We start from the raw sequence: 22,099 nt of genomic DNA on the forward strand, positions 1-22,099 counted from the left end.
GGAGACAGGGCGATGAATATGCTATTGCTGCTGATTGCGGCGGGAATGGGGCTGGTGGTGCAGAATCTGCTAATGGTGCGCATTACCGAAAGCGTCTCGACCATCCTTATCACGCTGGTGATCAACTCCAGCGTCGGTTTGCTGCTGCTGGTGGGGTTGCTGCTGGCCAAAAACGGCCTCGGCGCGGTGGCGGAAGTGACCGGCGCCGCCAGGTGGTGGATGCTGCTGCCGGGGTTGCTGGGATCGCTGTTCGTGTTTGCCGGTATCCTGGGCTACCAAAAACTGGGGGCGGCGGCCACCATCTCGATCCTGGTCGCCAGCCAGCTGTGCATGGGGCTGCTGGTGGACGTCTACCGCGCCGGCCCGGCGGCTCTGCGCGAGAATCTGCCGGCGCTGGTCGGCGCCCTGCTGCTGGTGGCGGGCGCCTATCTGGTGGCGAAACGCAGCTTTTGAGGGCGGCTGAAAGGCAAAAAGCCCGCTCGGGTTTCCCTGAGCGGGCTTCTCTAAATATGGCTCCTCTGACTGGACTCGAACCAGTGACATACGGATTAACAGTCCGCCGTTCTACCGACTGAACTACAGAGGAATCGTTGGAACGGGGCGAATAATAGCGGGGCGGTTGCGGCTTGTAAAGCGTGAAGACGCCCGATGCGTTCGTTTGCTGCAAGATTGCCCAACCTGCTGCTTTTTCTCGCTTTTGTCGCTTATCCCGCGCGCAGCGCCGCCGAATTGCCCGCGGGTCGGCGCATTTGCCTGTCGTTGGTGCAACGTCTGCCCTGCGTTGTGGCACGCGCCGCCCGGCGAACGGTCGTTGACCACCTGATATCCCGCCTCCTTGGCCGTTTACCGACTCTGGCCCGGATCTTGCTGCAGTGCCTGACCGGATTTCGGCATTCTCAATTTAGCGGCTCGCTGGAGGCACTATGAATTTCAGACGTCTGAAGTACTTCGTGAAAATCGTCGATATCGGCAGCCTGACCCAGGCGGCGGAGGTGTTGCACATCGCCCAGCCGGCGCTCAGCCAGCAGCTGGCGACGCTGGAAGGGGAGCTGAAGCAACAGCTGCTGATCCGCACCAAGCGTGGGGTGCAGCCGACCGAGGCCGGCAACATTCTGTATGCCCACGCGCAGACCATTCTACGCCAGTGCGAGCAGGCCCAGAGCGCGGTCAACAGCGCCGGGCAGGCGATGAGCGGCCAGGTGTCTCTCGGGCTGGCGTCGGGCAGCACTGCGGCGCAGCTGGCGCTGCCGCTGCTGCAGAGCCTGCGCGATCAGCAGCCGGGTATCCTGCTCAGCCTGCATGAAAACAGCGGCGCGGCGCTGGCCGGGCAGGTGGCCAACCAGACGCTGGACATGGCGATGGTCTACGGCGCCAAGATGCCCGCCGGGCTGCACGCCATCGCACTGATGCGGGAAGATCTCTATCTGGTGGCGACGCGCGCGGTGCCGCATCCCGGCAACAGCGTCGAACTGCTGGACGTGGCGCGGCTGAACCTGTTCCTGCCGCGCGAGGGCGATGCGGTGCGCAATCAGCTGGAAGAGGCGATGGCGCTGCGTAAATTGGCGATCAACGTGGTGGGAGAGATCGAATCCTCGGGCGCGCTGAGCGCCGCGATCGCCGGCGGGCTGGGGGCGACCGTGCTGCCGGAATCGGTGGCGCGCGCGATGATCGGCCCGGCCAAGGCCTGGATGGCGCGCATCAATGCGCCGACGATGTCGGTGCCGCTGGCGCTGTGCATGTCGGGCCAACAGGCGTTGTCCGCCCCGGCGTTGCTGGTCAAAGACATGTTGCTGTCGATCGCCGGCGGCCGCAGCCAGGAGAAACGCGCGCTGGCGCTGGTGCGTTGAGGAAAAAACCACCGTGCCGGTCAATTAAGCTTGACCGGCAATTTTTATCCCATCTGAGTGCGTCGCGTGCAGCTTTAATCGGCAGTTGGCGATGTGCGTCAGGGCCAACTCCCGAATTTCTACCATCGGATAAGTGTTCCTCACTGTTTGATATTAACTGCTTAAAAGACAATGAAAATAGTGAGGTGAGCACGATGTTTGGCGCCCTTGAAGACGCCTGTCGCAACCGGCCTCAATGCGCTATGGCGGAGGGAGGACAAATCTGCCTGGAGCAGATTTGAACGCTGCTTGCAGCGGCCCCGAAGGGGCGAGGCCCAGGGATGGGCTGAGTAACGTTGGCAAAGCCAACCGTCTGATAGGGCAAAGGCGCGGGTTGCAAGGGGTCGCGCTTACGGCCCCTTGTTCGGTCGAGGCACATGAGTTTCATGGCGCATCTTTTATTTATCGACCGAAACCCAACGAACAACTTTATAAGAACGCTAACTGGCAAACATTACGCCGCAGCGGGTCTGAGCACCGTTACCGGAACGGCGGTTCGTTGAAGGTGCGCAGCTTGCGCGAGTGCAGGCGATCGCCCTCGGCGCGCAGCAGATCGATGGCGCAGATGCCGATCTGCAGGTGCTCGGAGATCGCCCCTTCGTAGAAGCGGTTGGCCTGGCCCGGCAGTTTTATTTCACCGTGCAGCGGTTTGTCGGAGACGCACAGCAGGGTGCCGTACGGCACCCGGAAGCGGTAACCCTGGGCAGCGATGGTGGCGCTCTCCATGTCGACCGCCACCGCGCGGCTGAGGTTGAAGCGCCGCGCCGAAGCGGAATAGCGCAGCTCCCAGTTGCGATCGTCGGTGGTGACCACAGTGCCGGTGCGCAAACGCTGTTTGACCTCTTCGCCGGGCATGCCGCTGACCATCTTGGTGGCGTCGTACAGGGCACGCTGCACTTCGGCGATGCTCGGGATCGGGATATCCGGCGGCAGCACCGCATCCAGCACGTGATCGTCGCGCAGATAGGCGTGGGCCAGCACATAATCGCCGATCTTCTGGCTTTCGCGCAGGCCGCCGCAGTGGCCGATCATCAGCCAGGCACTCGGGCGCAGCACCGCCAGGTGATCGCAGATGGTCTTGGCGTTGGACGGGCCGACGCCGATGTTGATCAGCGTGATGCCCTGGCCGGTGCGCGAAATCAGGTGATAGGCCGGCATCTGGTGGTTTTTCCACGCCAGATCGGACACCGCCTGTTCCGGGGCGCTGGTTTCCGGCGTGATATAGGTGCCGCCGGCGCTGGAGAGCGCGATGTACGGGCTAGCCGGATCGGCGATTTGCGCGCAGGCCCAGCGCACGAACTCATCCACATAGCGGGTGTAGTTGGTGAACAGCACGAACGGCTGGAAGTGTTCCACCGGCGTGCCGGTGTAGTGCCGCAGCCGCGCCAGCGAGAAATCCGCGCGCAGCGCATCGAAATGCGACAGCGGGAAATGGTTGTCGGTGGTGTGATATAGGCCGTCGGCGGTTTCGTCACCGATCTGCGCCAGCTCGGTGGTGGGGAAATGCTGCGCGATGCCGGCGCTCATCGAGCGATCGAGCGCCAGGCTGGAGCCGTCGATCACGTAAGGGAACGGGATCTCCTGCTGCGACGGCGCCACTTCGATATGGGCGGCGTAATCGTGCTCCAGCATCGCCAGCTGTTCGGCCAGATAGTGGCGGAACAGCTGTGGCCGGGTCACGGTGGTGCTGTAGCTGCCGGGATGAGTAAAGCGGCCGAAGGCGCGGGTTTTGTTCGGGCCGGATTGTTGTCCGTCCCAGCTGACGCGCAGCTCGGGATACACGAACAGCCCGGCGGCGCGCGCCTGCGCATCCGGCAGCGCGCCGTGGTTGATAAAGTCGCTGACCGCCTGACGCAGCGCGTCTACCGCGGCGTCATACAGGGCTTCCAGTTGATCGAGTGCCTGATCGGCGCTGAGGCCGCTGCGAGGTGGGGCATAGCTCATACTTTCTCCTTGAATGTCCCGGCTCTGTGGCGGGAGGGCGGCGTTTTACCGTCACAGGTTAGCCGAAGAAGGGCGTAAAAGCTTGGTCGAAATGACGGGCGCGGCAAAGAAAATACCGCACCCGTGAAGGCGTGGGGATCAGGAGGCGGGGCTTGCCGCTTCGACCTTCAGCGACACCAGGCCGATGCCCAGCTTCTTCGGCGTGAAGCCGCCGCTGGCGCTCTCTTTCGGCTCGGTCGGCGCCGGCGGGGTAATGCTGATCTTCTGCACGCCGCGCGGGTTGTCGAAGCGCAGGGTGACGGTGCTGTCCTGTTCGCCGAGCGACACGAAACGCTCTTCGTCGCCGACGCGCACCGAAATCGGTTCGCCGACGTTATTGCCGTAGGCGCGGGCGCGCAGCACCAGATCGAAGCGCTTCGGCAGCGGATCGACGTAGTCGATGTCGACCGCCGGCGCCAGATTGGCGTCGGACCAGCGGCCCCACTCCTCGACGCCGGAAACGCCGGTGATGGCTTTCACCTGCTCCGGCAGGCCGGGCAGCATGAACTCGATGCTGTCCGCCCGGTACTTCATCGCCGCGTCGTCCACCTGCAGGCGGGCGACGGCGTTTTGGTAATCGGCGACGCTGTCCGCCGCCGGGGCGGTAAAGCTCACCTTGCCGCGGAAGCGTTCGCCGCTGGCCTGCACGATCTGCGGCGGCGAGGCCAGGGTGCCGGAGGCCACGCAGATGTCGGTGCTCAACGCCAGCTGCGGCGCCCAGACCCGGCCGATCTCGTAGCATTTATCGACCCAGACGAATTTCTCCCCCGCGCCCAGCCCGGCCAGCTGTTTGCGCAGCGGGGTGGAGAGATAGACGTTGAACATCGGTTCGATGCGGTTATCGCCCACCCGCAGAATGAACGGCACCTTGTAGGTGACGCCGGAGAAGCTGAAGCTGCGCTGGCGCGTATCCACGCTGTAGTCGCTGATGCGGTTCGGCAGGCCCCACTGGTTGATCACCGCCGGTTTCCAGCCGTTGATTTTCTCTTCGATGTTCAGGAACACCGTAGACAGCGACGGCGCCGACAGGCTGCTGCGGCCGAGGCCGATGTAGTTGTCGCCGCCCATCACGTCCAGCACCGTGGCGCCGTTGTCCAGCGTGCTGCGCTTCTCGTTGCGCTGTTCCGCCAGCGGTCGGGTGCCGTCGATGATGAAGAACAGGTTGCGGCGCTTCTGTTTGGTCAGGATGTCGTAGGCGGTGTTGTTCATCGCCAGATGATCGGAGGACACCACGATCACGGTATTGCTGAAATAGGGCGAGCGTTTGATCTTGTCGATCAGCGCGGCGATGTGTTGCTGGCTGCAGGCCACCGCGCTCAGCGAGCGGTTTTCTTTATTCTGCCAGGCGTAACTCTTCTTGCTGCAGCCGGCGGAGATAAAGCCGTCCGGGTGATGGGTATCGACGGTCAGGGTGAACAGCGAGAAGGGTTGGCGCTGCTTGGACAGCTCGACGAACTTGCCGTACACCACGTCCAGCACGCTGTCGTCGTACCAGCCCCAGTCGTTTTTGTAGCTTGGATCGGCGACCTGTTCGCGCAGCTCTTTGAAGCCGTAAACGTGGTCGAAACCGTGAGATTTCAGGAAGGTGTCTTTACCGGCGAACGCCAGCTCGGCGCCCTGATAGAAATAGTTGCTGTAGCCGGCGGCCTTCAGCACGTCGCCCAGGCAGACGTTCTCCGGGTAGAAGGTGGAGACCGCGCTCGAGGCGTTGCCGTCGAAGGGCGCGAACAGCGGAATGCCGCACTGCGAGGCGACCATGCCGGCGATGGTGTAACCGGTGCCCGGCAGCTGCTGGGTGTTGCTGAAATCGATGCTGTCCGTGCGCAGGGCGTTCAGCTCGTCGGCCAGGCCAGGAAACAGCTCGGTATCGAAGTAGGTGCGCTCCAGGCTCTCGGCGTAGATATACACCAGGTTCGGGCGCTTGCCCTGTACGGTTTTTTTCGGTGCCTTGTAGTAGGTGGTGAAATCGGCGGTATCGCCGACGATCTGGCTCTTGACCAGCAGCGAGATGTCCTGAAACGCCGGGGTGGTGCCGACCGAGAACAGCGCCAGCAGCACGGCGACGACGCTGTAGGCCACGCTGCTGCCTTTGGCCTTGCGGCGCAGCAGGCTGCGGGCCAGCACCGCGAAGATAAGCCCTAACGCCGCCAGCAGGCCGATAAACGGCAGCACGTATTTGCTGATGCCCGCGCCTTTAAGGCTGCTGGTAACGGTGTAAATCACCGCGTCGGTGATGCCGTCGCCGGTGAAGTAGTTGCTGGCGATCAGGATGACGTTCAGCACCAGATAGCTGCCGAGCAGCGTCAGCAGAATGGCGAACCACCAGCGGTTGGCGGCGGCCCGGGTGCGATAAATCAAAATCGACGCCAAAAAGAGAACAAACGAAACGACTGCTAAAACCATCCGCCAAACCTTGTCTGATTGAAATAAAACCGTTGCTGCCCTGGTTTGCGCCGCCGAGCGTGCCGCAGCGCGAAAAGTGAAGGGTATAGCCTATTGCCGGCGGCGGAACAACGCGCGATCTCCCGCTACGGCCGACGAGCGGCGGCTATTGTACATTTTTATGACAATAGTGTGACGTTAATCACGCCGACGGCGGCCTCGGCGGCGAAAGCTTGCTGGTCGGAGGTTTCGCTCTACGCTTAATGAGCGCCACGACAGTGCGCCCATCAGCCATTCAGGAGGAAGTATGCAGACGATTCCCGCCGCGGTACTCGACGATCTGGCCCCGCAAGGCGTGTTGCGCGCGGCGATCAACTACGGCAATCCGGTGCTGGCGCAGGCCGGGGCCGGTGGCAAACCGCAAGGCGCTTCGGTGGAACTGGCCGCCGCGCTGGCCCAGGAGCTGGGTGTGGCGCTCGAACTGGTCACCTATGACGCGGCGGGCAAGGTGTTCGCCGACCTGGACAGCGGCGCCTGGAACCTGGCGTTTATGGCCATCGAGCCGGTGCGCGCGGCGCAGATCGCCTTCAGCGAGCCCTACGTGATCATCGAGGGAACCTATCTGGTGGCGAACGACGCGCCTTACTTTGAGGTGGCGCAGCTCGACAGGCCGGAGGTGCGCATCGCGGTCGGCCAGGGGGCGGCGTACGATCTGTTTTTATCGCGCACGCTGCAGCAGGCGCAGCTGGTGCGGGCGGCAACCTCCGCCGAGGCGATCGCGCTGTTTTTCGAACGGGGGCTGGAGGCGGCGGCCGGCGTGCGTCAACCGCTGCTGGCCGCCGCGGCCGCCCATCCCGGCTACCGGGTGCTGGACGGGCATTTCACCGCTATCCGCCAGGCGATGGCGGTGCCGCGGCAAAAAACGCAGGGCGCCGCCTACGTGAACGATTTTATCGCGCGCTGCAAAGCCAACGGGCTGGTGAAGGCGGCCTTGCAGCGCAGCGGCCAGGGCGAGGTGACGGTGGCGCCGCCGGCCGCCTCGGCGTGATCAGTCGAGCTCCACCGCGTACTGTTCCACCGGGGTGATTTTCTTGATCAGCTTGTTGTCGAACAAGAACTGTTCGTAAGCCTGGTAGCGGGCGCGATCCAGCTTGGCCGGATCGCGCGCGAACAGCGGCAGGCTGGCTTGCCACGCCTGTTTGTTCAGCTCGGTATTCAGCTCCGGGTGCGCCTTGGCGAACGCCAGCCAGGTGTCCTGCGGGTGCGCATGCAGGTAGTCGCTGCCTTGCTTCAACGCGGCGAGGAACTTGCGGATTTTCGGTTCGTTCACCGCATCGCGGTGGGCGACGATGATCAGCTCGTCGTAGGCCGGCACGCCGTAATCTTCGACGTTGAACACCACCGGCGTCTTGCCCTGCAGCTTCAGCTCCAGCGCTTCGATGTTGCGGTAGCCGCCGATCACCGCATCGACCTGGCCCGCCAGCAGGGCGCTGGTTAGCTGGAAGTTGACGTTGATGAGCTTGATGTCCTGCGGCTTGAGGTGCTCGTGTTCGACCATGGTGGCCAGCGTCGCCTGTTCGATGCCGCTGACCGAGTAACCCACCGTTTTGCCCTTGAGATCCGCCGGCGACGTGATGTTTTTATCCAGCGCGATCACCGTATTCAGCGGCGTGTTGATCAGCGTGCCGACGCGCATCAGCGGCAGGCCCTGATCGGCGAAGAAATGCAGCTGCGGCTGATAGGTAATGGCGAGGTCGGCCTGTTTGGCGGCCACCAGCCGCGGCGGCAGCGCCGGATCGGACGGCGGCACGATCTTGACGTCCAGCCCTTCGGCCTTGAAGGCACCGATTTGCTCGGCCACCATAATCGGCGCGTGATCGGGGTTGATATACCAGTCGAGCACCAGCGTCAGCTTTTCGGCCGCGCCGGCCTGGCCGGTGATGGCGGCGCCGAGCAGCAGCCCGCAAACGGTTTGTTTGATCATGGTCGTTCCTTTATCCCTGGTTATGGTTGCAATCATCAGTCGTTTTCCGGCGCCCAGGCGATCAGGCGCCGCAGCAGCGCATCCACCGTAGCCCACAGCAGCACGGTCATCAGCACCAAAATAAACAGCGCGGCGAAGCAGACGTCGGTCTGCATGCGCGCGTTGGCGTTCAGCATCACGTAGCCCAGCCCTTCGGCCGAGCCCACCCATTCGCCGATGATGGCACCGATCGGCGCGACGGCGGCGGCCATGCGCAGGCCGGAGCCGAAGGCCGGCAGCGCTGCCATCAGCCGCACGTGCCGCAGCTGCGCCCAGCGGGAAGCGCGCATCGTGCGCGCCAGATCGAGATAGTCGTTGTTGACCCGCCGCAGCCCGTCGAAAAAGGCCGACACCACCGGGAAGAAAATCACCAGCACCGCCATCGCCACCTTGGCGCTCATGCCGAAGCCGAACCACAGCACCAGCAGCGGCGCCAGGGCGAACACCGGTATCGCCTGGCTGGTGAGCACCAGCGGCATCAGCCAGCGTTGCAGGCGCGGCGAGAAGATCATGCACAGCGCCAGCGCCGCGCCGAGCAGCACGCCCAGCGCCAGCCCGCTGACGATCTCCGAAGCGGTGACCAGCGTGTGCCAGGCGAGGTAGCCGCGCCCGTCCCACAGCGCCTGCGCCACCGCGCTCGGCGTGGGCAGCAGAAAGGCCGGAATGCCGCTTTGCGCCGCCAGCCACCACAGCAGCAGCAGGCCGACGAACACCGTCAGCCCGCGCCGTAGGCGGGTGAAGCCGCGCTCTTTGGCAATATTCATTGCGCGGCCCTCACCAGCTGTTGCAGCAGCTCGGCCTGGCTTCTCAGCAGGTCGGCGTCATCCGGCGCGCGCGGCGGTTGCCCGCTGATGCGGTGGGTGTCGTCGAGGCCCAGCGGCCAGGGCGACAGCACCAGCAGCCGGTGGCTCAGGCGGCAGGCCTCCATCGGATCGTGGGTGATCAGCAGCACGGTGTTTTGCGCCAGCAGTTCGGCGGCCAGGCTCTGGATCTCGGCGCGGGTAATGGCGTCCAGTGCGGAAAAGGGTTCGTCCATCAGCACGATCGGCTGGCGTTCGTAGAGCGTGCGGGCGATGGCGGCGCGCTGGCGCATGCCGCCGGACAGCGCGGCAGGCAGGCTGCGGCCATGAGAGGCCAGGCCCACGCGCTCCAGCAGGTGCGCCGCCCACGCCCGGTCCGGCGTTTCGCCGCGCAGCCGCGAGCCGAGGGCGACGTTCTCCTCGACGGTCAGCCACGGGTAGAGCAGGTCTTTTTGCCCCATGTAGGCGATGCGCCCGGTGACCGGCAGGCCGTCGCTGCCGGTCACCGTGCCCGAGGTAGCCCGTTCCAGGCCGGCGATGATCTTCAGCAGGCTGGTTTTGCCGGCGCCGCTGGCGCCGAGCAGGGCGACGAAGCTGCCACCGACGATGTCGAAGCTCAGCCGGTCGAAGACGATTTGCTGACCGAAACGCAGGCTGAGATTCCGCACCTGGATGCCGGGCGGGCGAAGCGGGGAGGTCATGAGGCGTTCAGCCCCATCTGCCAAAATGCCGATTCCAACTGGGTGGCGGTGGTGAAAATCTGCGCCAGCTCGGTGAGGCGGCCTTGTGCGCCGCGCTGGTGGCCGACGGTCTCGAGCAGCTCGATGGCGGCACGCACGCCGGCCAGATAGCCCGCGTCGCCGTAGTTGCGGATCCAGGAGGCGTAAGGATTGCCCTCCATTTGGGTGGCGGGATCGTGCAGCAGCCGCAGGCCGATTTCGGCATAGCCGGCCACGCAGGGCAGCAGGCCGGCCAGCAGATCGAGGGCGTCGCCGGCATGGCCGATATCCAGTACGTAGCGGGTGTAGTTCATGGTCTCCGCCGCTTCCGGCTGGGCGGCGATCTGCGCTTCGCTCAGCCCCCATTCGGCGCAGTAGGCGACGTGCAGCGGCAGTTCGGCGACGATGCCGTTGAGCGACGCAGTGGCGGCGCGCATCTCCGGCAGGGTGCGCAGCTTGCTGACCAGCAGCGCGTAGGCGCGGGCGAAGTGCAGCAGGAACAGGTAGTCCTGGGTCAGGTAGCGGCGAAAAGCGCGTTCGGGCAAGGTGCCGGCGGCCAGCTGCTGCAGAAACGGGTGATCGACGTAATCTTGCCAGTGGCTGCCGGCATGTTGGCGCAACCGGCCGTAAAGACCGCTTTCGAACAGGGTGGTGATGGACATGGGACCTCCTTGAGTCAGTGGAGATCCGGGCACGCTGGGGTATGAACAGGCAACGGGTGAGAGCGTTGTTGCCTAACCGTCCCTTCGCTGGCATGACCCAGATCAGGTTCAAAGGGTTCGGCTTGCGCCATCTCAGCCCGTAACAGGACACCCCTCGGAGCTGCTTGTTATACGACATTTGTTTTTTGATTACAATCGCCGGGCGGCGCGGCGGCAATCGGTTCGTTTAGTGCGATCGGGGGCGATTTTGCTGGCGCAGAGCGCGCGATTTTTGTCACTGTAGGCCGATGATTTTGCCTTTGAGGACGATTCCCGATGAAAAAGATTGGTTTTCTCTCGTTTGGCCACTGGTCGCCTTCCGCCCAGTCCGGCACCCGTTCCGCAGCGGATGCGCTGCTGCAGTCCATCGATCTGGCGGTCGCCGCCGAAGATCTGGGGGCGGACGGCGCCTATTTTCGCGTACACCACTTTGCACGCCAGCTGGGGTCGCCGTTCCCGCTGCTGGCCGCCATCGGCGCCAAAACCCAACGCATCGAGATCGGCACCGGCGTGATCGACATGCGTTATGAAAACCCGCTGTACATGGTGGAAGACGCCGGCGCGGCGGATCTGATCGCCGGCGGGCGGCTGCAGCTCGGCATCAGCCGTGGCTCGCCGGAGCAGGTGATCGACGGCTGGCGCTATTTCGGCTATGCCCCGGCCGACGGCGAGACCGACGCGGACATGGCCCGCCGCCATACCGAAGTGTTCCTGGAAGCGCTGCGCGGCGAAGGGTTCGCCGAACCCAATCCGCAGCCGATGTTCCCGAATCCGCCTGGGCTGCTGCGGCCGGAGCCGTTTTCCGCCGGGCTGCGCGATCGCATCTGGTGGGGCGCCGGTTCGAACGCCACCGCTGTCTGGGCGGCGAAGCTGGGCATGCACCTGCAAAGCTCGACGCTCAAGAACGACGAGACCGGCGAACCCTTCCACATCCAGCAGGCCAAGCAGATCCGCGCCTACCGCGCCGCCTGGCAAGAGGCCGGCCACACGCATGAGCCGCGGGTTTCCGTGAGCCGCAGCATCTTCGCGCTGGTGGATCAGCGGGATCGCAACTACTTCGGCGGCGGTGGCAAGGAGGGCGATCAGCTCGGATATATCGACGCGCAGACCCGGGCGATCTTCGGCCGCAGCTATGCCGCCGAGCCGGACGTGCTGATCAAGCAGCTGGCGCAGGACGAGGCCATCGCCGAAGCGGATACGCTGCTGCTGACCGTACCTAACCAGCTGGGCGTGGATTACAACGCCCACGTCATCGAATCGATTTTAACCCATGTCGCGCCGGCGCTCGGCTGGCGCTAAACGGAGGAATGGCATGTCACGCATTTTCATTACCGGCTCGGTAGACGGGCTGGGCCGCGCCGCCGCGCAAACGCTGTTGGACGAAGGGCATCAGGTGATTTTGCATGCGCGTGAGCCCGGCCGTCTGGACGCGGTGCGCGATCTGCTGGATCGCGGTGCGCAGGCGGCGATTGGCGATCTGTCCGATGTGCAGCAGATCCGGCAGCTTGCCGAGCAGGTCAATCGCCTTGGCCGCCCGGACGCGGTGATCCACAACGCCGGTATGTTTACCGGGCCGCAGGTGATGCCGGTGAACGTCGTTGCGCCCTACCTGCTGACGGCCCTGATCGAGCGCCCCAAGCGCATCGTCTACCTGAGCAGCAGCATGCACTTTGACGGAGCGCCGGAACTGAACGGCGTAGACTGGCTCGGCGGCGCTGCGGGCTCCTATTCGGACAGCAAGCTGTTCGTCACCGCGCTGGCCGCCGCTGTGGCGCGCCTGTGGCCTGACGTGATCAGCAGCGCGGTCGATCCCGGCTGGGTGCCGACCAAAATGGGCGGCGCGGATGCGCCCGACGATCTGGCGCTGGGGCATGTGACGCAGGCGTGGTTGGTGACCAGCGATGAGCCGCAGGCCCTGGCGTCCGGCGGCTATTGGCACCATCAGCAACGGTTCGATCCCCACGCCGCGGTGCACGACGAGGCGTTTCAATCGGCGCTGCTGGCGCAGTTGGCGCGCGCCGGCGGGGTGAGCCTGCCGCAGGCTTGAGGGCAGTGCTTTGTTGGCCCGTCGGTGCTTGTCGGCGGGCTTTTTTATGCCCGCAGGGTGAACCGGCGAGGCTTTTCTTATACAGTGGCTGTCTGACCTGTTTTGCTCGTTCTTCTTATTATCGCCATGCATACATTCCTGATTATCGTCCCTGAAGGGGGCATGCTGTTCGAGGCGGCGGGCATCGCCGATATCCTGATGCAGGCTAACCGCCTGAGCCCTGCCGAGGCGCCGCTGTATCAGATCGCGGTCGCCACCACGCAATCCCATCGGGTGGTACACGGCCTGTCCGGGCTGAGCCTGTTGGCCGACCATCGCCTGGCGGATCTCGATCCGGCCCTGCCGCGCGATACCGTCATTGTCGCCGGTAAAGGGGCGACCGAAGAAGAGGGCGCCCTGGTGGCGGATTGGCTGCGCCGCGCCGCGCCACAGGCGCGCCGTATCGCGTCGGTCTGCGGCGGGGCTCTGCTGCTGGCCGAAGCCGGATTGCTGGACGGGCGGCGGGCGACGACCCACTGGCGGCTGGCGGAAACGCTGCAGGCGCGCTTCCCGCGGGTGCAGGTCGAGAACGGCCCGATCTACGTGCAGGATGGGCCGATTTGGACCTCCGGCGGCGTCAGCTCAGGCTTCGACCTGACGCTGGCATTGGTGGAGGACGACTACGGCTTCGTGCAGGCGCGCGAAGTGGCGCAGGATCTGGTGATGTTTCTGCGTCGCCCCGGCGGACAGGCGCAGTTCAGCCGCTACCCGCTCAACCAGGCCAAATCGCCGGGCCCGATCCGCGACCTGCAGTCCTGGATCCTGGAAAACCTCGCCGACGATCTCAGCGTCGATCGGTTGGCCGAACGCGTGGCGATGAGCCCGCGCAACTTTACCCGCGTATTCAGCCGTGAGACGGGCATTTCTCCCGCCAAATTCGTCGAAGAAGGGCGGTTGCATACCGCCAGGCAGCGCCTCGAGCAGAGTGCGGAGGGCATCGAACAGATCGCGCTGGCCACCGGCTTCGGCAACGGCCTTAACCTGCGGCGGGTGTTTGAGCGCAAACTGCAGCTGACCCCGAGCGAATACCGCGAACGCTTCCACGCGCGCAATTTGGCGTAAATTGATCGGTAAACGTCATTTACGCCGCCTCGGGGCAAGGCTAGATTTGAGGCAAAGCCCAAAACGAGGAGAGCATCATGGTGAAAGTAGGCATTAACGGCTTCGGCAGGATCGGGCGCAACGTGCTGCGCGCGGCGCTGGGGCGCAGCGATTTTGAAGTGGTGGCGATCAACGATCTGACGGACAGCAAAACGCTGGCGCACCTGCTGAAATACGACACGCTTTCCGGCACGCTGGCGGCCAGGGTGGAAGCCGGCGACAACCAGCTGTTGCTGGACGGCCGGCCGATCCAGGTGTTTTCGCAGCGCGATCCCGCCGAGATCCCCTGGAGCAGCGTGGGCGTGGACGTGGTGATCGAAGCGACGGGCTTCTTTACCGATAAAGCCAAGGCGGAAGTGCACATCACGCACGGCGGCGCCAAGCGGGTGATTATCTCGGCGCCGGCCAAGAACGACGACATCACCATCGTCATGGGCGTTAACGACCAGCTCTACGATCCGGCGCTGCATAACGTGGTCAGCAACGGCAGCTGCACCACCAACGGGCTGGCGCCCGCCGCGCAGGTGCTGCATCAGGCCTTCGGCATCGAATACGGGCTGATGAACACCACTCACGCCTATACCAACAGCCAGGCGCTGCACGATCAGCCGGAAAAAGATCTGCGCGGCGCGCGGGCGGCGGCGGAATCGATCGTGCCTTACTCCAGCGGCGCGGCCAAGGCGCTCGGCAAGGTGATCCCGGATCTCGACGGCAGGTTGACCGGTTACTCGCTGCGGGTGCCGGTGCCGGTCGTCTCGATCGTCGATCTGACGGTGACGCTGAAACGCCCGGCGACGGTGGAGGAGATCAACGCCGCTTTCCGCGCGGCGGCGGCGTCCGGCCCGCTGAAAGGGATCCTGGGGTACAGCGATGAACCGCTGGTGTCGAGCGACTACCGGGGCGATGCGCGCTCGTCGATCATCGACGGCCTGTCCACGCTGGTCATCGGCGGCAACCTGGTGAAAGTGCTCGCCTGGTATGACAACGAATGGGGCTTCTCCAACCGCTTGGTCGATCTGGCGCTGCTGATGGAAAAACGCGGGCTGTAAATGCCCCATAGCAAAAAGCCCGCTTAAGTTTCCTTAAGCGGGCTTCTCTAAATATGGCTCCTCTGACTGGACTCGAACCAGTGACATACGGATTAACAGTCCGCCGTTCTACCGACTGAACTACAGAGGAATCGTGTGAACGGGGCGCATCATATCCAGCGGCCACGGGTGTGTCAACGCTAAATTGCCTCGAGTGGTGCGACTGCTCGGTATCTGAGCAATGCGCCCGTCAATCAGCCCATTGCGCGTCGTTTTCTGCCTGGGCGCGCAGCAGGCGCGCCAGCGGATCCTGGCGGTAGAAGCGGCAAAAGTGCTGATACAGCGCCGGGAAGCGTTCGGCCAGCAGCTCGGGGGCGCTGAAAAAATACTCCGACAGCACGGCGAAGCACTCGGCCGCATCGGTGGCGGCGTAGGCATCCATGCTGGCGGCCTCTTCACCGACCATGTCGATTTCATCCTGCAGGCTTTCCATCGCGGCGTGCAGATCGTGCTCCCAGGCGGCCACTTCGCGCAGCGGGATCGGCGGTACGCCGGTGGCGACACCGCCGTTGCGCATATCCAGTTTGTGCACCGCTTCGTGGATCACCAGATTGAAACCGGAAAGATCGAAAGAGTCCTGCACGTCTTGCCAGTTGAGCACGATCGGCCCCTGTTCCCAGCTTTGGCCGGACTGCACCACCGGCCCCGAGTGCACCAGGCCAATTTCGTCCTGCCATTCGTCTTCCACCACGAACGGGGTGGGGTAGAGCAGAATTTCGTTGAAGCCGTCGAGGCACTCCGCGCCGAGTTCCAGCACCGGCAGGGCGAACAGCAGGGCGATGCGCGCCTGCATTTGCGAGGTGAGCTGCAGCCCCTGCAGCGGCACGATACGCTTTTGCTGCAAGATCTGCCCGGCAACGGCCACCAGCCGCTGCTGCTCCTGCTCATTCAGCGGCGAGAGCAGCGGGATCGCCAACGCGTCCTGCCACTGGGCCTGAGTGTCTGCCTGGGGTTGAGAGGGTTGAGTCGCTTTCCACGGCCATTTAATCATCAGGTTGCTCGTAAACTCATCACTTGAACGTTCAGCGGTATGCTAATGCTGTAAAAATGCCGTAAAAGCGGGCATGATAGCAAGCGTTGTTAGGAGAGATGCCGGAGCGGCTGAACGGACCAGTCTCGAAAACTGGAGTAGGGGCAACTCTACCGGGGGTTCAAATCCCCCTCTCTCCGCCACTATTCAATCACTTACGAATAAATCTTTCAACGATCCCCATCACAGTAAAACCAGCGTTCCTATCGGCTGCCGCCCCTCACTTCCCTGTCCCGACGTTATCAAATCGTCTTTTCGTCTTACCGTTTGTCCTGTTGTGATCGCCACCCCGACCTGCGCCGTTTTCCCGTTTTTACGCCTCCTGCCACGCGATGCGGTGTTGTACTGTTGCCCGCGGGTAAGGTAATTTGCTGATGGCAATGATGACTGACGCGGGGACCAACGGACATGAACGAAAGAATCGACTATCACATCGAGAAATACCATTTCGCGCCGTTGGATGAGGCCCCCAGGCTCGCGCACCAGTGGAGCGAGGTGCTGAACGAGTGCCGCGAGACGCAGGCCGGGGCGGAAGAGCGTCTGCGCATTGCGCTGCTCAACGTGGACTACGTGACCAGTTTTGAACTGCCCTTTCGCTTATTGCTGGTGCGGGCGCCGCAGCTGATCGCCGGAATACGGGATGAGATGCCGCTCAGCCAGAAGAATGTGGTGTTCAACGGCAAGCGTTTCGGCTGTGTCTACAGCCTGAAAAGCGATTTGAGCGGCGTGCCTGAGGCTTTCCAATACGGCCTGTCGACCCGTATTCACCGAACATCTGCGTCGGGCGTGGATGCGCTGCCTTACCGGGAAATCGCCAAAGCGCTCAAGGCGCCGCGTGAGCGACTCAGATTGGCGCTGGAGCAAGGGCTGCCGGTAACGGCGCTGGACGGATTGTTCTGGTTCGGCATCCAGCGCATTGCCGCCGAGGTGCGCAGGCTAAGAAAAACCGGCATGGCGATCGTGACGGCGGAAACGGAGATCTTCGACACCCTGACCGGCACCACGCGTAAGGTCCCGGTGTACCGCCTGGCCGAGAGTTAGTTGTCGTTTCAGCAGAGAGGAGGTTCACATCAGGAACCTCCTTAATAATGGTACCGCTTATCGATAGGCTTCATTGCGCGCAATCGCGTATTTCCCGCTGCCCAGCAGCAGGATGGCAAGCCCGCCCATAAAGAACACCAGTTCGTTTTCAATGCCCCAGGCGCCGACGTCAGTGACGCTGAACACCTTACCGGTACCGACCATCAGAAACGCCACCACCAGCGTCAAGGCGTAAACCAGCGCGGCGGGGCGGGTGAACAGCCCCAAAATGATCAGTATCGGCGCCAGGATCTCGCCCACGTACACGCCATAGGCGATGAAGGCGGGCAGCCCCTGTTCCTGCAGCGCGCCGGCGATCCAGCCGACGCCATGCTGAATTTTCGCCACGCCGTGAAACAGCATCAGCCCGCCGAAGGTCAATCTGAGCGCCAACTTGCCGGCGTCCGGGCGATCAAAAAGACGAGTGAATGCCGCATTCAGTGATTTAACCATGGCCTTTTCTCCTGAATAGGAATGATTTTCAATCAATGTACCAGCCAGGTGAATGCGAAAGATGTCCTGGATCAGTAAAACGGCGGGCTTTACGCCGAATTACCGGGTGAGGTTTAACGGGCGCTTCGCGCGGCAACGCAGGCTGTCCCCGCGACTCAAATCGCGGTAAAATGCAGCAGTTCACCTTATCGCACGCCATCAGGCCGCTGTACTCGCTATGAAAATGCGCAAACCGCGCCGTCCGCCCGGGCGGTGGATTTATTACATCCTGCATGAAGACATGCTGTGGCCCTGCCCGGTCAAATGGGAGTGGGAGAGCGGCTATAACGCCTGGCTGCCGTTTTACTATTCCCCCACGTTGGAATTCCTCGCCGGCAACCCTGCCCGCGCCACCAAGGTCAGCAGCGGCCGGCGCTAAGCGTGCTGCCCGCCTTGCCGCCTGGCATCCGCTCACCTAAGATCATTGCATCACCCACAGGTTTCCGGGAGCACCCATGTCTACTCTGTTTCGCACGTCTCTTTGCGGCGCGGTGGCGTTGCTGCTTGCGGGTTGTCAGCAGACGGCGCATCAACCGGCGCCGCCCCTGCAGGCGCAGTTGGATCACATCACGCTGATGTTGGCCGGCGGGCACTTCCTGCGCGTGGACTGCGGGCGCAGTGAAGTGCCGGACGATGTGAAATTGCAACGCACCGTGATGCGTGCGGCGCAGCATCGCGGCTGGGATACGCATGCGGCAGGGTATCGGCAGTTGCCGGCACTCACCCAGGCGCGTTACCTGACTTTGCAACAGGATAATCAGCTGCTGATGGACAAATGCACCACGCTCAGCCGCAGCACCGCGCGCTTTATCGCGGCGGCGCAGGCCGATCAGGAAGACTACATGGAGTAGCGTTGCGGTAAGCCTGTCGGGCGCTCGCCGCGGGCGCCCAAAAATTCTTTGCAGGATAACGATTTATCGCTCATCATTTGAAATGATGTTTCACTTTTATCCATCGAGCCCACCTTGAACCTGTATGCCGCACTGCGTCAGCGCGTGGAAAATACGCCCTGGTACGCCAAACGGAAAAGCTACCGCGTGTTGTTCTGGCGCGAAATCACGCCGCTGGCGGTGCCGATCTTTCTGGAGAACGCCTGCGTTCTATTGATGGGGGTGCTGAGCACCTTTCTGGTGAGCTGGCTAGGCAAAGAGGCGATGGCCGGGGTGGGGCTGGCGGACAGCTTTAACATGGTGATCATCGCCTTTTTCGCCGCGATAGATCTCGGCACCACCGTGGTGGTGGCCTTCAGCCTCGGCAAGCGCGATCGCCGGCGGGCGAGGGCGGCGGCGCGCCAGTCGCTGGTCTTGATGACCGGCGTGGCGGTGCTGTTGGCGGCGGGCATTCATCTGGCGGGTGAGCCGATCATCGATGTGATCGCCGGCGAGGCCTCACCGGAGGTGAAAGCGCTGGCGCTCTCTTACCTGCAGACCACGGTGTGGAGCTACCCGGCGGCGGCAATTGCGCTGATCGGCAGCGGCGCCCTGCGCGGCGCGGGCAATACCAAGATCCCGCTGCTGATCAACGGCGGCATGAATATCCTCAATATCATCATCAGTAGCATCCTGATTTACGGCATGCTGGGCTGGCACGGGCTGGGCTTCATCGGCGCCGGGCTGGGGCTGACGATTTCACGCTATATCGGCGCCATCGCCATTCTCTATGTGCTGTCGATTGGGTTTAACCCGGCGCTGCACATCACGCTGAAAAGCTATTTCACGCCGCTGAAGATGAGCATCCTGTGGGAGGTGCTGGGGATCGGCATTCCCGCTAGCGTCGAATCGGTGCTGTTCAACGGCGGCAAGCTGTTGACGCAAGTGTTCGTCGCCGGCATGGGCACCAACGTGATCGCCGGCAATTTCATCGCTTTTTCTATCGCTTCGCTGATCAATTTGCCGGGCAACGCGCTGGGCTCGGCCTCGACCATCATCGTAGGCCGGCGGCTCGGTAAAGGCGAGATCGGTCAGGCGGAGCGGCAGCTGCGCCATATTTTCTGGTTGTCGACCCTCGGGTTGACCGCCATCGCCTGGGGCACGGCGCCGCTGGCCGGCGTTTTCGCCGCGTTCTATACCTCGCAGGATGACGTAAAAACGGTGGTGAAAACCCTGATTTGGCTCAACGCCGCCTTTATGCCGATCTGGGCCGCTTCCTGGGTGTTGCCCGCCGGGCTGAAAGGGGCGCGCGACGCCCGCTTTGCCATGTGGGTGACGATGCTGGGCATGTGGGGGTGCCGCGTGGTGGCCGGCTACGCGCTGGGCATCGAGCTGGGCATGGGCGTGGTGGGCGTCTGGCTGGGGATGTTCCTCGATTGGGCGGTGCGTGGCGCTTTGTTTTACTGGCGCATGGTCAGCGGGCGCTGGCTGTGGAAATATCCGCGGGTGAGGCGAGAGGGGAAAGGTTAACCGTGTATTATCGGGGAACTACCGGCGCCGATTGAACGGCCGCCGGCAAGAAAATGGCGTCGTCAGGAGTGGTGAGTCGAAGGATACCAGCGCAGTGAGTTATTGACAGGGCCTTGGGTGACCAGCACTTTTCCCTTGCTCGCCAGGCTCAGCAGCAAATTGCGCGCCTGATAAATCGTCAAGTCGTTGGACTCGGCCAATTGGCGCGTGGTGGGCCATTCGCCGGGGGGCGGCGGCGGCGTTTCCATGGCTGAAGGGCACAGGTTGTGTAGCGTCGTGAGTAAATGTTGCTGCAGGTTTTGCAATTCTTGTTGTTTTGAAGTCCGTTTTGCCATGTAAGCCTCCCTTAAACTTCAGGTGAGTTTTGATATAGCGGTAAAAGATGGGTCAGAGAATAGCGCTGGTTGCCGACAAGACGCTCCTGAGCTATTCCCAGACGGCCGTCTGAACCTGATATTTCCGCCGCTATAACCCGGTGGCGCGCAAGGGACTGGATGGAGAATTCTGTTACCGGGGTCCCGGCCGGCTGTGTGTATTGGCTGTATTTCATTGTTTTTCTCCATGGTGTACTTCCGAGCCTGGTTTCACCTGTTCGGATCGTTAAGTCTTCCTTCTCTTTTCCGACGCATTATAACGCAAATGGCAAAATGGCGATCATTAATGTCGTGGAAAATATGTTTTTCGATACAATTGACTGGTGTTATTGATTTTACGATCTGTTGTCTCGCAAAAATATATTCGTCTCGTGATTTTTGGGCTTATATTTTGTATTTATTGGTTTTGATTAAAATGACTTTCCAAGGTGTGAGTGTTTTTGTAAGAATAACCAGGCCAAAATGAGCGGGTAAGAGGGAACTTATTTTAAATATCTCTGAAGGGTAAGTTTTTAGACGATCTTTATTTAAGCGTGTTTTTCTTTTGCCTGCTTAGCTATTCGTTTATAACCCTGATTGGGTGGCAATGAATTGATAGTCGCGATTTCACAATTGCGACGTCTTTCTTTTTGGCGATGAGTAATACCGTTATTCATTCTGGAATGTATAAATGGCTGTTAAAGGAACGGGAGCAATCCTGCGCTTTTTACACAATATTAAAGGAATAAGTGAATTATGAAACTGAACAAAATCATGCTGGCAACTGTTCTGGCGTTTGGCGTGTCTTCTCTGGCGAATGCCGCCGATCAGGGTCATGGCAAAGTGACTTTTACCGGTTCTATTATTGATGCTCCTTGCTCTATTGCGCCTGAGTCGGTCGATCAAACTGTGGAAATGGGGCAGATTTCCAATGTCGCGCTGAAAAATGGCGGCAAATCAGCGCCGCGTCAGTTCGATATTAAACTGGAACAGTGCGACACCTCCACGCTGAAAACCGTCACCACCACTTTTGACGGCAAGGCTTCCGCCGCGAACCCAGATCTGCTGGGCATCATCGGTACCGCCAGCGGCGCCAGCATCGCCATTACCGACATGGCGAGCAATCCGATCAAACTGGGCACCGCAACGGCTCCTCAGACGTTGAACGACGGCAACAACACGCTGCGCTTCGCGGCTTACCTGCAGGGTGACGGCGCTTCCGCCACCGTGGTTCCAGGTGATTTTACCGCCGTAGCCGATTTCAAACTGGCTTACCAATAAGTCTCATCGCCATTGGCGTGACGTCTTTTATGCATGCGGGATACCCCGCATGCATTTTCCCAGGATGAAGGGTATTTGTCAGGGGTATTTAATGAACCGGTTTATTTACCATTTAGTGTCTCCTTTCATATTGATGACCATGCTAGTTATTCCGGCCACTCAGGCTGCTCCCAAGGTTCAGGGATGGGGGCGAGTGAATATGCAAGGAGCCATTATCGATACCGCTTGCGCCATTGCCGCCGGCAGTCGCGATCAGACTATCGATATGGATGTGTTGCCGCTGGGAAATATCGCGCGCGATGGACAGGGCAATACGCGCCCATTCACCATCGAATTAATCAACTGCACGTTTGAACGGCCAAAGCCCAATTTGCCTGACTGGAAGCAATTCCAGGTTGTTTTTGACGGCGATGCCGATGGCGAGTTATTCGGCGTGCGCGGAGACGCGAAGGGTGTGGCGCTGCAAATATCCGATGGCCAAGGGAATATCGTGGCGCCCGGTGTGCCTTTGCCGCGTGGCGATATTTCACCAGGAAGCATGTCGCTCAACTATTCCATCAAGCTGGTTGCCAATAATCAACCGCTACATGCCGGGAGCTATTTTTCTGCGGTGCGCTTCAAGCTGGATTATTACTGAAGTTTTTATTACGGCTTACGGTGGGCCGCAACGACGGAAATATACGATAAAGGTTAGG

At 61.9% G+C, this 22,099-nt stretch carries 23 protein-coding genes, 3 tRNA genes and 1 riboswitch; of the genes, 14 read left to right on the forward strand and 12 right to left on the reverse strand.

What is annotated here, in order from left to right:
• Positions 1–12 precede the first annotated feature (12 nt).
• Positions 13–453 carry a DMT family transporter gene (locus tag ACYF6X_RS04560; RefSeq protein WP_063989223.1) on the forward strand — a complete coding sequence of 147 codons (441 nt, stop codon included), beginning with the start codon at positions 13–15 and terminating at the stop codon, positions 451–453.
• Positions 454–510: 57 nt separating this feature from the next.
• Here ACYF6X_RS04560 and ACYF6X_RS04565 read toward each other — a convergent pair.
• A tRNA-Asn gene (locus ACYF6X_RS04565) sits at positions 511–586 on the reverse strand.
• Positions 587–923: 337 nt separating this feature from the next.
• Here ACYF6X_RS04565 and nac point away from each other — a divergent pair.
• Positions 924–1,847, forward strand: a complete 924-nt coding sequence (nac, locus tag ACYF6X_RS04570; protein ID WP_049272346.1) for a nitrogen assimilation transcriptional regulator NAC — start codon at positions 924–926, stop codon at positions 1,845–1,847.
• Positions 1,848–2,366: 519 nt separating this feature from the next.
• Here nac and ACYF6X_RS04575 read toward each other — a convergent pair.
• Both ACYF6X_RS04575 and opgB read right to left on the reverse strand, forming a co-directional pair.
• Complete coding sequence (locus ACYF6X_RS04575; RefSeq protein WP_130017208.1) at positions 2,367–3,830, reverse strand: AMP nucleosidase; 1,464 nt, start codon at positions 3,828–3,830, stop codon at positions 2,367–2,369.
• A 138-nt stretch (positions 3,831–3,968) separates the two neighbouring features.
• Positions 3,969–6,272: a phosphatidylglycerol--membrane-oligosaccharide glycerophosphotransferase gene (gene opgB / locus ACYF6X_RS04580; RefSeq protein ID WP_130017209.1), complete on the reverse strand. Its 2,304-nt coding sequence runs from the start codon at positions 6,270–6,272 to the stop codon at positions 3,969–3,971.
• A gap of 286 nt (positions 6,273–6,558) precedes the next feature.
• Between opgB and ACYF6X_RS04585 the strand changes: the two genes are divergently transcribed.
• A complete protein-coding gene (locus ACYF6X_RS04585; protein WP_130017210.1) occupies positions 6,559–7,299 on the forward strand; it encodes a transporter substrate-binding domain-containing protein in 741 nt (246 codons plus the stop codon).
• Here the strand turns inward: ACYF6X_RS04585 and ACYF6X_RS04590 are convergent, their stop codons facing one another.
• From ACYF6X_RS04590 to ACYF6X_RS04605, 4 genes are read right to left on the reverse strand one after another with little or no spacing between them, the layout of a single operon-like run.
• Positions 7,300–8,235, reverse strand: coding sequence for an ABC transporter substrate-binding protein (locus ACYF6X_RS04590; RefSeq protein ID WP_060420414.1), 936 nt, complete (start codon positions 8,233–8,235; stop codon positions 7,300–7,302). It abuts the gene before it with no gap.
• Between the two features lie 35 nt (positions 8,236–8,270).
• Positions 8,271–9,038, reverse strand: coding sequence for an ABC transporter permease (locus ACYF6X_RS04595; RefSeq protein WP_130017211.1), 768 nt, complete (start codon positions 9,036–9,038; stop codon positions 8,271–8,273).
• Entirely contained in the window at positions 9,035–9,775 is a 741-nt protein-coding gene (locus ACYF6X_RS04600) for an ABC transporter ATP-binding protein (RefSeq protein WP_130017212.1), read from the reverse strand. Before ACYF6X_RS04600 ends, ACYF6X_RS04595 begins: the two co-directional genes overlap by 4 nt.
• Complete coding sequence (locus ACYF6X_RS04605; RefSeq protein WP_130017213.1) at positions 9,772–10,455, reverse strand: TenA family protein; 684 nt, start codon at positions 10,453–10,455, stop codon at positions 9,772–9,774. The genes ACYF6X_RS04600 and ACYF6X_RS04605 overlap by 4 nt, the downstream gene beginning before the upstream one ends.
• Before the next feature lie 62 nt (positions 10,456–10,517).
• A riboswitch (TPP riboswitch) is annotated at positions 10,518–10,620 on the reverse strand.
• A gap of 150 nt (positions 10,621–10,770) precedes the next feature.
• Between ACYF6X_RS04605 and ACYF6X_RS04610 the strand changes: the two genes are divergently transcribed.
• The 4 genes from ACYF6X_RS04610 (at position 10,771) to gap (ending at position 14,730) form a co-directional block, all read left to right on the forward strand.
• Positions 10,771–11,793 (forward strand): LLM class flavin-dependent oxidoreductase, encoded by a 1,023-nt coding sequence (locus ACYF6X_RS04610; protein WP_063990438.1) that lies wholly within the window; start codon positions 10,771–10,773, stop codon positions 11,791–11,793.
• 13 nt (positions 11,794–11,806) lie between these two features.
• On the forward strand, positions 11,807–12,541 hold the full coding sequence (locus ACYF6X_RS04615; protein WP_063990437.1) for an SDR family NAD(P)-dependent oxidoreductase: 735 nt from the start codon (positions 11,807–11,809) through the stop codon (positions 12,539–12,541).
• A gap of 126 nt (positions 12,542–12,667) precedes the next feature.
• Positions 12,668–13,642 (forward strand): GlxA family transcriptional regulator, encoded by a 975-nt coding sequence (locus ACYF6X_RS04620; protein ID WP_107226593.1) that lies wholly within the window; start codon positions 12,668–12,670, stop codon positions 13,640–13,642.
• A 77-nt stretch (positions 13,643–13,719) separates the two neighbouring features.
• Positions 13,720–14,730 carry a type I glyceraldehyde-3-phosphate dehydrogenase gene (gap, locus tag ACYF6X_RS04625; protein ID WP_063990436.1) on the forward strand — a complete coding sequence of 337 codons (1,011 nt, stop codon included), beginning with the start codon at positions 13,720–13,722 and terminating at the stop codon, positions 14,728–14,730.
• 54 nt (positions 14,731–14,784) lie between these two features.
• Here the strand turns inward: gap and ACYF6X_RS04630 are convergent.
• Together ACYF6X_RS04630 and mtfA are read right to left on the reverse strand one after the other, a co-directional pair.
• Positions 14,785–14,860: transfer RNA gene (locus ACYF6X_RS04630), tRNA-Asn, on the reverse strand.
• A 99-nt stretch (positions 14,861–14,959) separates the two neighbouring features.
• The gene (gene mtfA / locus ACYF6X_RS04635) at positions 14,960–15,760 is read right to left on the reverse strand and encodes a DgsA anti-repressor MtfA (RefSeq protein ID WP_063990435.1); all 801 of its coding nucleotides are present in this window, start codon (positions 15,758–15,760) and stop codon (positions 14,960–14,962) included.
• Between the two features lie 92 nt (positions 15,761–15,852).
• Here mtfA and ACYF6X_RS04640 point away from each other — a divergent pair.
• Both ACYF6X_RS04640 and ACYF6X_RS04645 read left to right on the forward strand, forming a co-directional pair.
• Positions 15,853–15,942 (forward strand) — tRNA-Ser (locus ACYF6X_RS04640).
• Positions 15,943–16,207: 265 nt separating this feature from the next.
• Positions 16,208–16,840: an ECs1377 family protein gene (locus ACYF6X_RS04645; protein ID WP_063990434.1), complete on the forward strand. Its 633-nt coding sequence runs from the start codon at positions 16,208–16,210 to the stop codon at positions 16,838–16,840.
• Positions 16,841–16,897: 57 nt separating this feature from the next.
• Here ACYF6X_RS04645 and ACYF6X_RS04650 read toward each other — a convergent pair whose 3' ends face one another.
• Positions 16,898–17,332: a DoxX family protein gene (locus ACYF6X_RS04650; protein ID WP_063990433.1), complete on the reverse strand. Its 435-nt coding sequence runs from the start codon at positions 17,330–17,332 to the stop codon at positions 16,898–16,900.
• Between the two features lie 217 nt (positions 17,333–17,549).
• On the opposite strand from ACYF6X_RS04650, the gene ACYF6X_RS04655 reads away from it, so the two are divergent.
• From ACYF6X_RS04655 to ACYF6X_RS04665, 3 genes are all read left to right on the forward strand, one after another.
• Positions 17,550–17,750 (forward strand): hypothetical protein, encoded by a 201-nt coding sequence (locus ACYF6X_RS04655; RefSeq protein WP_130017214.1) that lies wholly within the window; start codon positions 17,550–17,552, stop codon positions 17,748–17,750.
• Between the two features lie 76 nt (positions 17,751–17,826).
• A complete protein-coding gene (gene gspS, locus ACYF6X_RS04660; protein WP_130017215.1) occupies positions 17,827–18,222 on the forward strand; it encodes a type II secretion system pilot lipoprotein GspS in 396 nt (131 codons plus the stop codon).
• Between the two features lie 114 nt (positions 18,223–18,336).
• Complete coding sequence (locus ACYF6X_RS04665; protein ID WP_063990431.1) at positions 18,337–19,770, forward strand: EmmdR/YeeO family multidrug/toxin efflux MATE transporter; 1,434 nt, start codon at positions 18,337–18,339, stop codon at positions 19,768–19,770.
• 62 nt (positions 19,771–19,832) lie between these two features.
• On the opposite strand, the gene ACYF6X_RS04670 is transcribed toward ACYF6X_RS04665, so the two are convergent.
• On the reverse strand, positions 19,833–20,105 hold the full coding sequence (locus ACYF6X_RS04670; RefSeq protein WP_063990430.1) for a FaeA/PapI family transcriptional regulator: 273 nt from the start codon (positions 20,103–20,105) through the stop codon (positions 19,833–19,835).
• Between the two features lie 11 nt (positions 20,106–20,116).
• The gene (locus ACYF6X_RS04675; protein ID WP_130017216.1) at positions 20,117–20,320 is read right to left on the reverse strand and encodes a hypothetical protein; all 204 of its coding nucleotides are present in this window, start codon (positions 20,318–20,320) and stop codon (positions 20,117–20,119) included.
• Between the two features lie 559 nt (positions 20,321–20,879).
• Between ACYF6X_RS04675 and ACYF6X_RS04680 the strand changes: the two genes are divergently transcribed.
• Both ACYF6X_RS04680 and ACYF6X_RS04685 read left to right on the forward strand, forming a co-directional pair.
• Entirely contained in the window at positions 20,880–21,404 is a 525-nt protein-coding gene (locus ACYF6X_RS04680; RefSeq protein WP_033635129.1) for a fimbrial protein, read from the forward strand.
• 91 nt (positions 21,405–21,495) lie between these two features.
• Positions 21,496–22,041 carry a fimbrial protein gene (locus tag ACYF6X_RS04685; protein ID WP_063990448.1) on the forward strand — a complete coding sequence of 182 codons (546 nt, stop codon included), beginning with the start codon at positions 21,496–21,498 and terminating at the stop codon, positions 22,039–22,041.
• The last annotated feature ends 58 nt before the right edge of the window (positions 22,042–22,099 follow it).

It is taken from the genome of Serratia sp. ID 25-353, from assembly GCF_054792795.1.